The 14,201-nt window shown below is 42.2% G+C and carries 15 protein-coding genes; 6 read left to right on the forward strand and 9 right to left on the reverse strand.

Annotation, left to right across the window (positions count from 1 at the left end; all coding sequences use genetic code 11):
* The first annotated feature begins 24 nt into the window (after window positions 1-24).
* Both D829_RS0108170 and D829_RS34365 read left to right on the forward strand, forming a co-directional pair.
* A complete protein-coding gene (locus D829_RS0108170) occupies window positions 25-615 on the forward strand; it encodes a TetR/AcrR family transcriptional regulator (protein WP_017688382.1) in 591 nt (196 codons plus the stop codon).
* Window positions 616-782: 167 nt separating this feature from the next.
* Complete coding sequence (locus D829_RS34365) at window positions 783-1,844, forward strand: glucose PTS transporter subunit IIA (RefSeq protein WP_346773275.1); 1,062 nt, start codon at window positions 783-785, stop codon at window positions 1,842-1,844.
* Between the two features lie 426 nt (window positions 1,845-2,270).
* On the opposite strand, the gene D829_RS0108185 is transcribed toward D829_RS34365, so the two are convergent.
* The 6 genes from D829_RS0108185 to D829_RS0108215 form a co-directional block, all read right to left on the reverse strand.
* Complete coding sequence (locus D829_RS0108185; protein ID WP_017688385.1) at window positions 2,271-3,449, reverse strand: IS110 family transposase; 1,179 nt, start codon at window positions 3,447-3,449, stop codon at window positions 2,271-2,273.
* 333 nt (window positions 3,450-3,782) lie between these two features.
* Window positions 3,783-4,154 (reverse strand): hypothetical protein, encoded by a 372-nt coding sequence (locus tag D829_RS0108190; RefSeq protein WP_017688386.1) that lies wholly within the window; start codon window positions 4,152-4,154, stop codon window positions 3,783-3,785.
* Window positions 4,155-4,627: 473 nt separating this feature from the next.
* Window positions 4,628-5,866 carry a DUF418 domain-containing protein gene (locus tag D829_RS0108200; protein ID WP_017688388.1) on the reverse strand — a complete coding sequence of 413 codons (1,239 nt, stop codon included), beginning with the start codon at window positions 5,864-5,866 and terminating at the stop codon, window positions 4,628-4,630.
* A 170-nt stretch (window positions 5,867-6,036) separates the two neighbouring features.
* Window positions 6,037-6,777, reverse strand: a complete 741-nt coding sequence (gene map, locus D829_RS0108205) for a type I methionyl aminopeptidase (protein ID WP_017688389.1) — start codon at window positions 6,775-6,777, stop codon at window positions 6,037-6,039.
* A gap of 171 nt (window positions 6,778-6,948) precedes the next feature.
* Window positions 6,949-7,659: a helix-turn-helix transcriptional regulator gene (locus tag D829_RS32370; protein WP_193748455.1), complete on the reverse strand. Its 711-nt coding sequence runs from the start codon at window positions 7,657-7,659 to the stop codon at window positions 6,949-6,951.
* Window positions 7,660-7,905: 246 nt separating this feature from the next.
* Complete coding sequence (locus D829_RS0108215; protein ID WP_017688391.1) at window positions 7,906-8,112, reverse strand: cupin domain-containing protein; 207 nt, start codon at window positions 8,110-8,112, stop codon at window positions 7,906-7,908.
* 172 nt (window positions 8,113-8,284) lie between these two features.
* Between D829_RS0108215 and D829_RS0108220 the strand changes: the two genes are divergently transcribed.
* Window positions 8,285-8,575 (forward strand): hypothetical protein, encoded by a 291-nt coding sequence (locus tag D829_RS0108220; protein WP_017688392.1) that lies wholly within the window; start codon window positions 8,285-8,287, stop codon window positions 8,573-8,575.
* A 36-nt stretch (window positions 8,576-8,611) separates the two neighbouring features.
* On the forward strand, window positions 8,612-8,914 hold the full coding sequence (locus D829_RS32375; protein WP_193748456.1) for a GNAT family N-acetyltransferase: 303 nt from the start codon (window positions 8,612-8,614) through the stop codon (window positions 8,912-8,914).
* Between the two features lie 240 nt (window positions 8,915-9,154).
* On the opposite strand, the gene D829_RS0108230 is transcribed toward D829_RS32375, so the two are convergent.
* Together D829_RS0108230 and D829_RS0108235 are read right to left on the reverse strand one after the other, a co-directional pair.
* The gene (locus D829_RS0108230; RefSeq protein WP_017688394.1) at window positions 9,155-9,685 is read right to left on the reverse strand and encodes a VOC family protein; all 531 of its coding nucleotides are present in this window, start codon (window positions 9,683-9,685) and stop codon (window positions 9,155-9,157) included.
* Window positions 9,686-9,770: 85 nt separating this feature from the next.
* Window positions 9,771-10,733, reverse strand: a complete 963-nt coding sequence (locus D829_RS0108235) for a WYL domain-containing protein (RefSeq protein WP_017688395.1) — start codon at window positions 10,731-10,733, stop codon at window positions 9,771-9,773.
* 133 nt (window positions 10,734-10,866) lie between these two features.
* Here D829_RS0108235 and D829_RS0108240 point away from each other — a divergent pair, with 133 nt between their 5' ends.
* Entirely contained in the window at window positions 10,867-11,991 is a 1,125-nt protein-coding gene (locus D829_RS0108240) for a GerAB/ArcD/ProY family transporter (protein ID WP_017688396.1), read from the forward strand.
* A 106-nt stretch (window positions 11,992-12,097) separates the two neighbouring features.
* Window positions 12,098-12,547 carry a LysR family transcriptional regulator substrate-binding protein gene (locus tag D829_RS30705; RefSeq protein ID WP_081594962.1) on the forward strand — a complete coding sequence of 150 codons (450 nt, stop codon included), beginning with the start codon at window positions 12,098-12,100 and terminating at the stop codon, window positions 12,545-12,547.
* A gap of 93 nt (window positions 12,548-12,640) precedes the next feature.
* On the opposite strand, the gene D829_RS0108250 is transcribed toward D829_RS30705, so the two are convergent.
* On the reverse strand, window positions 12,641-14,047 hold the full coding sequence (locus tag D829_RS0108250) for a glycoside hydrolase family 4 (RefSeq protein WP_017688398.1): 1,407 nt from the start codon (window positions 14,045-14,047) through the stop codon (window positions 12,641-12,643).
* Between the last annotated feature and the right edge of the window lie 154 nt (window positions 14,048-14,201).

The following is a 14,201-nucleotide window of genomic DNA, read 5'->3' on the forward strand; positions in this document are numbered from 1 at the left end:
ACGATACAGAAAGAGGTAATTGTCTTGGAAAGTAAACCAAAAGAGGATCTTCGAGTCCGAAGAACCCACAAGCATCTCTATAATGCCTTATTAGAGCTAATGGAAACCCAGCCCTTTGAAAATATAACTGTGAAGCAGATCTGTGACTTAGCTATGGTACATCGAACCACATTCTATACTCATTTTAATGACAAATACGACTTGCTTTCGAATACGCTGAGACAAATTGCTGAAGAAGAACTGGACTTTTCCACGACTCTGCATTCACCGGCGGAAAGCTTAAAGGAAATCTTTTCGGCTGCAAGTAAAAATAAAAATGTATTCACCCAACTTCTGTCCGAGGACAGAGATTCATTAAGGAATTTGTTGCGTCGAGAAATGGGAGCCGGCATATATAAGCATTTGACTGAGGATCTGTTGAATGAGAATCTGTTGACTGAAGAAAAGTCCACTGATATTCAAATTATTGTCGAGGCCTACACTGGAGCAATGATTGGAGTCTTGAGCTGGTGGATTGAAAACAATATGCCTATTGATCAAGAAGATATATACAAAAGGTTATTTGAATTGGATATATTTCCTGAGTGGAATTTCATGAAAACGTCAACGCAATGAGATGGAAAACAAGGAAACGATGCTCGAGGGCGTTGGCTTACTAAAGCTAATGTTTTTCGGTAAACTAAAATCGATATATATGCTTATGATGAGGTGGATCAGATGGCAAATATTCAAGAGATTGCACGTCTTGCAGGCGTTTCTACAGCAACAGTGTCAGTCAGGGGCTGGCTAGCGGTTTTACCTCACTCATGCAATTCAGCCCAATGTTGGCAGGAGCAGTCACCGGTGGTTTCTGGCAGGTCATTGTTATCTTTGGACTTCACTGGGCTTTCCTTCCAATTACTCTCAATAATCTGGCGACACTAGGCTATGATCTAATGCGGCCGATGTTGACCGCAGCCGTGCTGGCTCAAGCCGGTGCTTTGCTCGCCGTTATGCTGAAAACCCGCAATTCACAGCTTAAAACCCTTTCCGGATCTGCTACGATTACTGCGATTTTCGGAATTACGGAACCAGGCATTTACGGGGTTACTTTACGATTGAAAAAACCGTTCATTTACGCTTGTATTTCCGCAGCGATCGGGGGCGCAATTATCGGAGTCGGGGGTGGTCGGGCAGTCGCTTACTCACTTCCCAGCCTGCTCGCTTTTCCTACTTACGTAACAACGGGGTTCGCCTCGGTTGTCATCGGTGTTTCCGTATCTTTTGTCCTGGCTTTTCTACTCACGTTGCTGCTTGGATTCAAGGATCTTGAGGCTACTGTTGAGGAGCCGCAGACTGAAACTTCTGGACAGGAAAAACAAACGATTGAGCCAAACGAATCGCGGTTGAACAAGGAATTCATTGTGAGTCCGCTGAAAGGCAGTGTTCAGCTACTTGAAGATTTGCCTGATCCCGCCTTCTCTTCAGGTGCCATGGGACAGGGGCTTGTTATTGAACCCACTGATGGAATTTTGGTATCACCAATCAATGGTGTCGTAACCACCGTATTCCCTACTGGTCATGCGCTCGGTCTGACCACGGACAGTGGTATGGAGCTTCTGATCCATATTGGAGTGAATACGGTAAAGCTAAAAGGACAATTTTTTGAAAAAAAAGTTAAAGAGGGCGATCGGGTTTCTTGCGGGCAACTACTTGTAGAGTTTGACGCGGAGCAAATCCGGACAGCGAGTTACATCACTGCCACCTCAGTCATCGTTACCAACTCTGCCAACTACTTGGACGTGTTAAAAACTACCGAACAGGAAGTGAAGCAAGGCGATTATCTAATGTCGGCGGTAGTCTAACGATTGGAGATGGATTACCTGTCGGTAACCGAACTATTTTCGGGTTATATAACTCTCTACTAATTCACTTATTCCGTATGATCCAAAGAAGCCACTCCGGCAAAGGAGTGGTTCTTCTCTGGATAGCACTTTCCATTTATTTAACAGAGTAAGGCTATAATGTAGCAAACTCCTTCATTGCTTCCACCCCACTGGTTGATGCGAATGGAGACCTATCCAAAGCAAAAAGTTATGCATAATTATCTAATCGATCATTGGAATAAGTTCTTTCCCCTCAACCTTTGAGATAGGCAATTACATGAATAAACAAAAACCAGCTAATGTTTGTCAAGCATTTCAGGTTGGTGGATTTCTTTTTTCGTGATATACTTTTTCCGACCAAGCCAAATAACCTCCACACCTATGGAGGTTTTGGTTAAATATGGTTTAAACTTGGTAGGGCTGCCCCTTCTGCAAGATGGCAAAAATGTGGTGCAACAGCTTGTTCGCGCAGGCAATCACAGCCACCTTGTAGGGCTTGCCCTCTTTTCTTTTTTTCTCGTAGTACGAACGGATTCTTGCATTCGCATTTTTCCGCATACCGCATTGCACAGCCAAATATAGAGAACGTCTGAGCCTTTTAGAACCTCGTTTCGTTATTCGTGTACTGGTTGCTGTAAACTTCCCTGAACTGAAAATCCCAGGGTCCAAGCCCGCAAACGCCACGAGTTGCTTCGCATCGCTAAATTGCCTGACATCTCCCACTTCAGCTACAATGGCTGCGGCCAGTTTCGTTCCAATTCCCGGGATGCTTTTCACGAGTTCGACTTCAGGCAGGCTTGCCGCCATGTCCTCCATTTGCTTTTCCAGCTCGTCCAGCTGCCGGATCATCGTCAGCAGTAAAGATACCATCCCGAGCAACGCCTTGCTTTGAGATGGACTACGCCGAGCCTCTCTCCAATGACACAGCAATTCCTCTAGTTTCCCGGCTTTTTCATTTGCCCAGCGTTTGGAGTGGGATTTCTCAACGCTTCCCTGAATGACTGCCCTCCAATCCTCGGCATCTCCCTCTAAACAATGGGCCAGTACCGTTAATGACGTTGTCGAAAATACATTGTAGAATACCTGCTCATACGCTGGAAACACCTGCTCAAGCAAGGCTCTGCTGTTCAGCTTCGCCTGTACAAAGATTCCCGTGACGAACTCATGCTGCCGGGTCAAATGCTGCAGCTCCGTAAACGTCTCATCCCAGGTTCGATGCGGCTTCACGTCGCCACGGTAATACATCTCGGCCAGATGCCAGGCATCCATGGCATCCGTTTTGACTTTGCGTAACTGCGCTCCTTTGGCTCGTTTGGATTGCAACGGATTCACAATGTAATAGGTGTAGCCACTCCGATCCAAGTAGGACACCAATGCACGGTGGTAATGCCCTGTCGCTTCCAAGACCACCACGGGAGCAACCCCCGTTTCAACTTGAAGCGTGCCCAGCATTTCCGCGAATTGTTCGAACCCACTCGTTCCATGCACAATGTCTACAGCTTTGCCATACGGCTCGTTTCGTTTCCGAAACGCTTGTACCACACTCGAACCTTTTGCGACATCCACACCAACAACAGGTTCCATCTCTTCACTCACTCCTTACCTTGAATTTCGCCGGCCCTTTCCACGATGGTTCCAAATCCATAGCTTCGCTTGTTATACGGGGTCAACTGTCCCTACCAGCTCAAACATGGTATTTTGGAGGTCGTGGGAGAACAGTTTTTGTTACGGGGTCATTTCCCCTAAAGCCGCCACGTTCTCCCGGCTCCCCCCATCGTAAAACGACCACAAAAAAAGGCCAACCAGTAATTACTGGCTAACCCGATAATACGAAAAAGCCGCTGCTTTAGCGACTTTGAATGATATTATAAAACCAACGATTCAAACTCTTGAATACCTAATCTCCAGCAGAGTATCCTATGAAAAATATTTCCCTGAGTGCAGATCTTCTATTTCTTGAGAAAGTCTTTTAGTATGTAACTTCATATAACATTGAGCTTTTTGCAAAATATCTGTATGCCCGCCTAGATCATACAAGATTGTAGTAGATAACACTTGTACAATATAGAGGCTCGTTTGAGTTGCCATCCATTCAAAAAAATTGAAAAACTTCTCAATTTGTTCTGTATCATCATTTTCACGAAGCAATCCCTCAACATAAGTAGCCACTTCATCACCAAAAAACACATGTCCTAGAAACTCTTGATATAAATCCAAATGTTCTATATAACAATCGTGGAATTCAGGAAAAAGTTCTAAGAATTTATTAATTAAAATGTCACTGTCCATTCTCAAACCTCCATACTTACTGTTCTTTTCGTTTAAAAAACATCTTACCAACCATAAGTCCCATAGCCGATGAACAGATCAGATATCCAAAGAACAAGAAAAGTAAATAAACACCATGAAGATCTGCAGGAATCTGTTTCAAACCTTCAAACCAAGCAAAACGAAAAGGATAAAAGATGACTACCCAAATGATCAGCAAGAAAAGAAGAAAATTAATTATTTTCAGCACAATAATGATCCTTTCAAGCTTGAGTGGAAACAGTTGAATGTATATGCTTCATCTTTCATTTCGCATTACCTTACCACTGCCCGCACTATATTAGTTAGCTTATGTATTAGGGTTGATATGTTGAATCTATAAATAATTACTAATTATAACAGGAAACATTAGGAAGATGATTGTTACGGCAAAAAGAAGCCCTTTCTTTTGGTAGAACGAGCTTCTTTTTGCGTTTCACGATAGCACTTTATGCTTACTGAACACCAGGCGCGTTTTCATTCGTAGTTAAGTTCGATCTTTTCTTCTTTCTTGGCTGCCCTTTCCAGGACAGATATGTCCAAATCCGTAGCACATACTCGACCGGCCCATTGCTAAATTTCTTAAGATATAGCGGACTGAGCCACAATTGAATGCCGTAGACAGCAAGCGCAATAACTGCTCCGATAAACACGCCAGCACTTCCAAACAGTCCCAGGCCATATCCATAGAAAATTGTCGTACAGATTACGCTCTGCATCAGGTAATTCGTCAACGAGAGACGGCCGACCGCCTCGAACCTGCCCATCAGGCTGGAACAGCGGTTTCCAGCATACAACAGCGCAAATGCGTATATGTATCCCAGTGCAAGCAACGTTCCTCCAAGCGTCCCCCCGATTCCGATACCGAGCCAACCTTCCGCACCCAATTGTGGCGCCAATACGCCGTATGCTTTGAGTATCAAACCTACTGGAATCAATAACGATGCCCGGCGAAGATACATAGTCCGCATCGTTTGGGGATCGCTAAACGTGCCGATTCTGGCAGCGCGCATGCCGAGCAGGAACATCGGCACCGTCATGAGTGGGGCTAACAGCAGGATCAACAGGGCGTATGACACCTCCAAATCCCCACCGAATGGATCGCCGTTATTGCTGAAATTCCTTATTTCCGCGTATGTGCCGTTGCCGTATACATCCTGACTCTGAATGATGTAGTTCTCCATATGAATGGACTCAATCGCCAGCGGGTTCATCGGATTAGATGCCGGGAGACCAAGTATGCCCGCTCCCACGAGTAGCAGTACCGCCCAAATGAGCAGCGTTTTGGGCTTCCGATTAAGGAACATGAGCAGGAAGAAACCGAGTACGCCATAAAATGCCAGGATATCCCCTTCCCACAGATAGATGATGTGCAGTAATCCGATTCCAAACAGTAGTAGAAAACGGCGTGCCAAATGACACTTTGGTCGTAAATCTCGTGATTTTAGGCTTTCCGAGAGCTTAACCATTCCGAAGCCAAACATAAATGCAAAAATCGGCATAAAACTGCCTACCACAGTGATCAGCAGGAACGAGAGGAAAGCCTGATCTGCTCCGCCGATCCCGAACAGTTGGGGTTTACTCTGGCCATACATTCCATATTGAAAAGCCAGCATATTCGCCAGCACAATGCCGGCCAGACTGAATCCGCGCAGTCCATCAATGACTTGAACGCGCTTTTTTGATGTGCTCAATCAATCACCTCTGTCTATAACATAAAGATCAGATCTAAATATACGTTAAATCCTTCCATAATTTCAACATAAATTAATAAGTGAACGTTTATATTATGATTTGCTTTGACGTACCAATAAAATAAAAACAAAAAAAGTCGCCAAATTTAGCGACTTTCAGTTTGAACACCTTAAAGAGTGACAATAATCGGACCATTTTTAGTAAGAATAATGGTATGTTCGATTTGAGCTACATAGCTGTTTTTAGTAACAAAGGTCCAGCCATCTCCAGTTTGGACTACTTCTTCTTCTGAAGTTGAGATAAATGGCTCAAATGCGATAACCATACCTTCTTTTAACAATTCATCATCCGATGGATCATTATAATTATAGATGTGGTCAGGTGCTTCGTGTATTCCACGTCCAACACCATGTCCTGTAAGGTTTTTGATAACCGTTAATTCATGTTGTCTTGCAGTTTGGAATACGGCTTTTCCGATCCCGCTTTTTTTGGAGCCCGGTTTTGCTTTTTTAAGACCTGCTTCAAATGCCAGTTTAACGACGTCGCATATTTTCGTTAACACTTCTTCACCTTCGCCTACGACAAACGAGATTCCCGTATCTGCAAAATAACTGTTCTTAGAGCCAGACACATCAATATTGACGATGTCCCCCTCTTGAATAACCCGCTCTCCTGGAATACCATGTGCCACTTCTTCGTTAACACTAATACAAGTGAATCCTGGGAAATTATATTCACTTTTGGGAGCAGAAACTGCGCCTGCTTTCTCAAAAAGTTCTCCGGCTAGATCATCAAGCTCTTTAGTCGTTATGCCCGGAATGGTTTTTTGAACCAATTCATCTCTAATGGAAGCCACAATTTTCCCAATTTCCTTTAAACCATTAAAGTCTTCTTCTGTTTTTGCGATCATTTTTTCTACCTCACTATCTTTTATCATCCATTGAGTACATAAGTGTTATCTTTGATTGCACATTAGATAATCATATCCAAAGCAGCAAAGCTTCGCAACTTTTTTGTCAACATTATGAGTGTGGTTGTTCTCTTGTTCCTTCGTATTATTGAAGTTTAATTCTCCATCCCTTCATATATTCTGCACCATAAGTGAGGGTATAGTTTTGAAGTAGTCCTTGTATGCAGTATACAAAGTTTCTTCAAATCGAAAAATGTTGTTGGGGCTTACATTATTTTCCTGAAGGGTTTTCTTAAGATACGCATGTGAATCGCCTTTTACTAATTCAGACAGCTTGATCAAATATGGAGAAGTTGAATTTTGTTCATCATGTCCAAATATATCGATGTGAATCCATTTATTTAGTTCGCTGTTTACCGTCTCAGGAATTTCAAATAATCTACGATGTCTTGCAAAAACTAATGCTGGATCGATGATTTCCTTACAGTGATCTTTCATCTCCTGTTTCTTTTTATGTTGTTCACGAAATGCTTTCGGTCCTTCCGGGAAAATCTTATTAAATCGTTGATAAAAATATCTGGGTGAAGAAAAACCACTCTCAATTGATATTTCTACCAGACTTCGATCTGTCGTCAATAATTGTTTGATTGCGTGCTCAATGCGCAAGTAATGAAGCAAGTTTCGCAGCGTATCTCCTATTAATAACTTGAATTGTGATGATAAATAATCCAAATTTAAATATTCCTCTGTGTGCTTGGCGATATCATTCAAAGATGCCTTGTTAATAAACCCCCTGTTATTGAATAAGTAATCATATATTCTTCCTATTCGTTGAAGCTTGGTTGGGTTCCCTTCGAACATTCTTTTCGCATCAAAATTCATAATAAGCAGGTCCAACAACTGTTCGACTGTATTCTTTAACGTTAAAAATGGCATCTCACTCTTAGTTACAATTGGAGTTATTAACGTGCATATGGCCTCAATGATTCCTTCTGCTCGTTCTAATCCTAGATATGCTCCAGGGCTAAATTCATGCGCAAACCATACATAGGATAAATCAGGGTAATATTCCTTTGCAAATTCAGCATCGATATTTATTTGGAGGACGACATTGTTTTCATCGGTCTGTCATAGACGGTGAACTTGATTGATATTGAAAATTTCTATTGTACCCGCACCTAATGTTCGTTGCTCATCTGCAATGGCAACATGAATGCTACCTTCCAATATAATCACCACTTCAATGGAATTATGCCATCGGAACGGTTCATCTTTGAACTTTAGAAACTGTACGTTCATGGGAGAACTGTCGGTGAAATAACTTCTACCACTCATCTTGTGATCTCCTCCTTCCACTCCAATCCAACGAGTCGCAAGCAACATCCGAAGGAAATCTAAGAAATGTACCCACAACTCAAAGAAATGTAAATTGTTCACGCTTCTGCATTTTAGGAAAATAAATGATAGAACATCAACAAAATCTTAAATGAAGGATTGGGAGATATGAATGAACCAAATTCAAATCACACAGCAGCTTAATGCACAACAACAAGAACAAGTTGCTCATTTATTTTACGAAGCTTTTCCATTGAAAGTAACACATCTTTGGTTTTATGCAAAAACGAAAAAACAAGCAGTAGAACTATTATTTCAGTCTATTCAATTTGAACAGGGCATTTACGCATTAAGGAATGAAGAAGTGGTTGGATTTCTTGGATACAATATAGGAAAACAAGCGTTCACACCTGCCAATTATGCAGCTTTTCGGAACGTGTACTCCCCAGTGGTAGCGACTTGACGATTTTTATTTTATGCGTTTTATTTGAAATTTCATTTGTATCACGAACATGTATTGCATATTGACCCTATTGCCGTATCTGAAGAAGCACGTGGTTATGGGATAGGTAAATTGCTATTAAGTAAGTTGGAACAAGTCGCAAGAAATAAGCAAATCACTAAAATCAATCTAGAGGTCGTTGATACGAATCCTTCAGCACAAAAATTATATGAGCGGTTCGGTTATATGCTTAAAAAAGAACTGAAATCGGGCCCGTTTACTGCCAAGGCAGGCTTCAAAAAAGTGATATTTATGCAAAAATGTTTAGCGAGCACCCATTCATCAATCAAATCAGAATAAAATGTTTGCAGGAATGCTCATAATCTGAAAACGTGACGGGATTTCCACATTGTCATCCAAGTTAACTTTAACATCTTCCGTGTTTTCCTTAGCTTAAACATGTTCCCTCCTTTCATTAGTGTGATGGAAACATGGGGAATGGATTATAAGAAGCTCAATGAGGATACTTCGACCGATACAGACGAATAGGATTACGGACAGTAGAAAACGAGCGCATCCATGTTTAGGATGCGCTCTGAACTAGCTGTTCATGGAGAAGTCGCTTTTGGCCCACTCAGTAACCCTTCGACTACTTTCTTCTTCCGATAGATCTTCAATCCGAGTCAGAATAGACCACCGTACGCCAAAAGGGTCTAGTATACTTCCGAATCGATCACCAGACGCAAAGTTAATTATTTCTTCTCTTACTTTCGCCCCTCTGGATACAGCGGTTGCAATGGTTTCATCCACATTAATGACGTAAATCCCTAAAGAATAACATGCATGATCTTGATCTGGGGGCAAAGCCAATTGATATGCCGGGTTCGCTGCTCCCAGCTGTAAAAAACCATTTCCAAAATCTAATTCGGCATGAACAATAATCGTACTACCATTTCCATCTGGATGCTCAGTGATATCCTTCACCCTTGCATTGAAAACAATTTTATAGAAATGGATTGCTTCAGAAGGATCCTTCACTGTTATAAATGGGGTAATCGATGTAACGCCTTTTGGCGTACCGTTCTTTGTATATTTTCCTGATGTCGCCTTGTGTTGTGTCTGTTCACTCATATGTCTACTCCGCCTTCCTTCTCAGTAATCCGAGATTGTCATCATTATAAAACAACTTCACTGACATCTACTGTCAGTGAAGTTGTTAAAGTTGATAGTATGCCATTAACTCGGATACAACAGCAACAAGTCTGTCCTTCAAGCGCTGTGGTTCGATGACTTGAATGGATTTCCCATAGGAGAGGAGAAAATAGGGGACGTATGTATCAATTGATTTTTCATCAAATAAAAAGATGGCTTGATTAGAAGTCCGCTCTTTCAGATAATGTCCCATAAACCAATGCAGCCCCAAGTCATCCAATGCCTCTGATCGGCCTTCGATAACCAAGGAAATTAACCCCTCTTTCCCTCCTACATCAGGTAACAAATTTTGCAGAAAAAATTCACGAGCAGAAAAAGATTCCGAACGCTTAAAGCGGAGCGGAGTAAGCTTGATTCGCAGAATACGATCTACCCGAAAGCTGCGGAATTCATTTCTCAAGTGGCAAAACGCAATGGTATACCATTTATTATTCCAGTAAACCATCCCATACGGGTCTATTACTCTATTCTTGGGTTGTTCATCACGGCTTCTGCGATAATCAATTTCAACAGAGCAATCATTAGCCACCGCTTGCTCCAATTCCGCCAAGATAGGCTGAACGGATGGATCTCCCATGCGATTGATAACGTTAAACCCAGCTAAATGACGACGAAGTGTGTTTTCCTGATCCTGATTTGTATACATTTTCAATTTGGATGTCGCATTGTCCAATGCCTCACTCAAAGGGTATCCAGCTTCTTTTGCAAACACAGCAGCTTGGAGAAGTGCCTTTTTTTCATCAATATCAAATAACAGAGGTGCTTTGATATGCTGATTCAGCAAGCTATACCCGCCGTTGTGACCTGTATCGGAAATGATCGGTACTCCACTGGCACATAATGCATCAATATATCGATATACGGTTCTTATATTGATTTCTAACTTTTCGGACATTTGTTTTGCAGTTACTTTGGTGCCTGAATTCAACATCCATAGGATGGCTAACATATTATCGTTCTTTGGCATAACCTGCATCCTCATCTTCAATTCATTATTGGATATCTCTACATTATATTCAGTACAGCATATTTTTTACATAAAACAACTGCGTTGGGCGATACTACCTAGAAATATATTCTCCGGTTTGGAGCGAAGGCCAATGAAGCAATCCACATTTAATATTAATACCTCCGAGGTAATTATTGTAGTTATCAATTCAATACTCGGAGCTGGAATTCTAACACTTCCTCGTACAATTAGTAAAGCAGTAGGGACACCAGATGTATGGATTTCTGTCATTTTATCAGGATTAATTGTAACCACAATCAGCATTCTCCTTGTAACCTTGTGTCGTAGATTCCCCGGTAAAACGGTGTTCGAATTTATACCCGAAATCACAGGTCGTTGGATTTCTTATCTATTGGGACTTTTAATTATCGTGTATTTTGTTGTTCTTTGTTCATTCGAAGTTAGAGTCATGGCCGAAATTACAAGTATGTACATCCTTGAGCGCACGCCTACTTGGGTCACCATTATGGTCAGTTTGTGGATTGGTATTTATATGTTAACGGGTGGCCTTAAGGTCATCATCCGGGTCTTTTCAATTGTATTGCCCGTTACGCTCGTGTTGTTAGCGCTGGTTTTCCTTTTAAGCACTAAAATGTTTGAAATCAATAATCTCAGACCGCTCCTAGGCGATGGATTCATGCCTGTGTTGAAGGGACTCAAGCCTTCGTGTCTCTCCTATTCCGGTTATGAAGTTTTACTTATCATCACAGCTTACATGACAGATGTAAAGGCAAGCAATAAGGCTGCTATATACAGCATACTTAGTTGTACGATTATATATTTGGTCACGATTGTCACCGTGGTAGGAAATTTATCTTTGCCAGGAATTCAAACACGAATGTGGCCAACGTTCGACATGGTTCGAAGTTTTGAAATTGAGGGATTTCTATTTGAACGTTATGAATCACTGTTCATTGTGTTTTGGCTGATGCAGATCTTTGCAACCTATGCTTTTAAACACTATTTTGCGGCAATCGGGGTCCGAGATTTGTTTCGTCTCAAAAATATTACGAGCATACAATTCGCGATGTTGCCAGTCTTGTATGTAATTGCTTACTTGCCTAAAAACCTGGAGGAAACGTTAGCTTTGGGTGATTTTCTCGGAAACATGTCCATTTTCTTATTTGGCTTGTTACCACTGCTGCTGCTCATCATTAGTTTTATTCGCAAAAAAGGCGGGAAGCGAGCTTCTAGTGAAGCACTTAAGGCAAGCTGAATGTTTGGTTCTTATTGTATGTAGACAGTACAAAAATGCAAAAAAGCCGCTAAAATAGCGACTTTAATGGGATTGTATTTTCTTCATTATTTATTAAAAGTAACCGATTCAGGATGAGGAGATTGAGAGTGTTGTGCTGGTTGAGGAGGATATTGTTCTGGTTGTGCCCACGAATCATACATACGGCGGAGAGACAAGTATCTCGTTAAGTGTTGTTGCAAATGAGCCCTTTATTTCTCTTGCTGATAATAAGGAGTACAGTCGGTTTACAACCATGCTCTGTGAAAAAGCAGGCTTCCTGCCCAATCATGCATTTGAGGTCGATTCTCATACCCTGCTTGAAATTATCAGGCTTAATCAGGGTGTGGTATTACTTCCTATCTCTGTATGTAGAACACTGGGGTTACGTTATGTAAAAATTGCTGATGAATCAGCGATATATCCAATTAGCCTATCCTGGGTCAAACAAAAATGGTTATCTCCTGCTGTAAGAGAATTTCGTGATTTTATTACTTCGTACTATGAAGACCATGCTGGCTTGTTTAAAGTGGAGTAGGATTTCTTGATAAATGATAAATGATAAAAGATAAATGATAAGACCACGTTAGCCCTTGAAGGAGCTGACGTGGTCTATTATCGTTCTCTATTCTTAGCTATACTGCAGTCTGTCCTTATACCAAACGTCCGGAATCATCTTACGCTCCAGTTCCAACAATTCATGGATGATCTTGTCCGCGTCACTGATGGAATTCACGAGTGGGTCAGTGAGCATCGCCCTTCTCAGCTTCTCGTAGCTCTGTTCGAGAACAGCTTCAACCGTAAGCTCATGCGTATCCAGTACAAGTTCTTGCATACCTCTAATTCCGCGCGGCATCTCGCCTACATGGAGTGGCTTCACCCCATCCATATCTACATCGCTTAGTAGTTCCAGGAACGAATCGTTATTCATATTGGTTACTGCACCTTGATTGAGCGTATTAATGAAGAATTTTTTGCCCAAGTTCCCCACCATATTTTCGATGATATCGGTCGCATGATCCGGTCCGAAGGTGCTCATGTAATCGGCAATCGGGATGTTTCCTGCAAGAAAGTCATCCACCTGACGCCACATTTCATCGTGACGCTCATACCTGTCCTCTGTCTCCCAGATCGATAATGGGGGAATGGTATCCGAAGTTTTGCCAAGCCCCTGCCAATACCGAACGTATTCTTTCGTATGCGCTGTGCAAGTGGGAATGATTCCGAAAATATCATACAGTTCATAGGTAATCGCATCGTTAAAAAGAGCTTTTGCGCCGCGATCGCCGCCGTTATTCTCCTCACCTGCCAGCTTGCGCATGGCTTCTGCGATTGTGGGCATCACATTTTTTCCTTCATACTCGGCTTTGAGCAACCAAGTGAAATGATTGACACCAGCGATGCGGAAATCGAATTTCTGGTTGATCTCTTCGGTGAACTGGCTTGTATTTTCAATGATTTCGGCTCGTACGGCATAATAGGCTTTCTTATGTGGCATATGATGACTATCGCACAGTGCAAATGATTTAAGCTTCGGAGCATATCGATGTAATGCGATGCCATGAACGGTAGACGGGTTAATATAATTGATCACCCAAGCATCCGGACATAACTCCTCAATGTCTTTGGCGCATTCCATAATAACCGGCAGTTCACGCATCGCACGAAAGATCCCACCCGGGCCAATCGTATCGCCAGAACACATGCGAATCCCATACTTTAGAGAAATCTGGCAGTCGATGCCCCGATATTTCACCGATTCTTCCGCAAAGCTGAGCACAACGAAGTCGGCTCCCGGTAGTACCTGTCTTCGGTCCACTGAACCCTCAATCTTTAGGGAGACGTTGTTCTCCTTGGCGACCATTTCCGCTAGTGTTACCATTTTCAAGAGTCGTTCCTCGTCCGTATCCACCAAAGCCAGCGTTCCGTGATTCAAATATGGGGAGTGTACCATCTGCCAGATGGACTGCCGACCGAAAAACAGGCTGCCCGCCCCAATAACAACTACCTTTGGATGCTGTGTACTTGTAGCATTCATCAATAACCCCTCCCACTAAAAAGTAATGTTTTCGCCTGTTTTCTCTCTCATTCTTAGATTTACAACTTCGACACCTCAGGGTAAATGGAAGGAGATTGGTTTAGACCATATTTTTCCTAAAAGGCCGGTGACGGGAATAGGGCTTGGACTCGAT

The organism is Paenibacillus sp. PAMC 26794 (assembly GCF_000316035.1).
Taxonomy (GTDB): Bacteria; Bacillota; Bacilli; order Paenibacillales; family Paenibacillaceae; genus Paenibacillus.

What these genes read in the sequence shown, in the direction of transcription:
- D829_RS0108240 (WP_017688396.1), top strand. Translation starts at nt 10,867, where the DNA reads ATGAAGCAATCCACATTTAATATTAATACCTCCGAGGTAATTATTGTA.
- D829_RS0108235 (WP_017688395.1), bottom strand. Translation starts at nt 10,733, where the DNA reads ATGCCAAAGAACGATAATATGTTAGCCATCCTATGGATGTTGAATTCA.
- D829_RS0108250 (WP_017688398.1), bottom strand. Translation starts at nt 14,047, where the DNA reads ATGAATGCTACAAGTACACAGCATCCAAAGGTAGTTGTTATTGGGGCG.
- D829_RS0108230 (WP_017688394.1), bottom strand. Translation starts at nt 9,685, where the DNA reads ATGAGTGAACAGACACAACACAAGGCGACATCAGGAAAATATACAAAG.
- D829_RS0108215 (WP_017688391.1), bottom strand. Translation starts at nt 8,112, where the DNA reads ATGAGTGGTAGAAGTTATTTCACCGACAGTTCTCCCATGAACGTACAG.
- D829_RS0108220 (WP_017688392.1), top strand. Translation starts at nt 8,285, where the DNA reads ATGAACCAAATTCAAATCACACAGCAGCTTAATGCACAACAACAAGAA.
- map (WP_017688389.1), bottom strand. Translation starts at nt 6,777, where the DNA reads ATGATCGCAAAAACAGAAGAAGACTTTAATGGTTTAAAGGAAATTGGG.
- D829_RS0108190 (WP_017688386.1), bottom strand. Translation starts at nt 4,154, where the DNA reads ATGGACAGTGACATTTTAATTAATAAATTCTTAGAACTTTTTCCTGAA.
- D829_RS0108185 (WP_017688385.1), bottom strand. Translation starts at nt 3,449, where the DNA reads ATGGAACCTGTTGTTGGTGTGGATGTCGCAAAAGGTTCGAGTGTGGTA.
- D829_RS32370 (WP_193748455.1), bottom strand. Translation starts at nt 7,659, where the DNA reads ATGAATTTTGATGCGAAAAGAATGTTCGAAGGGAACCCAACCAAGCTT.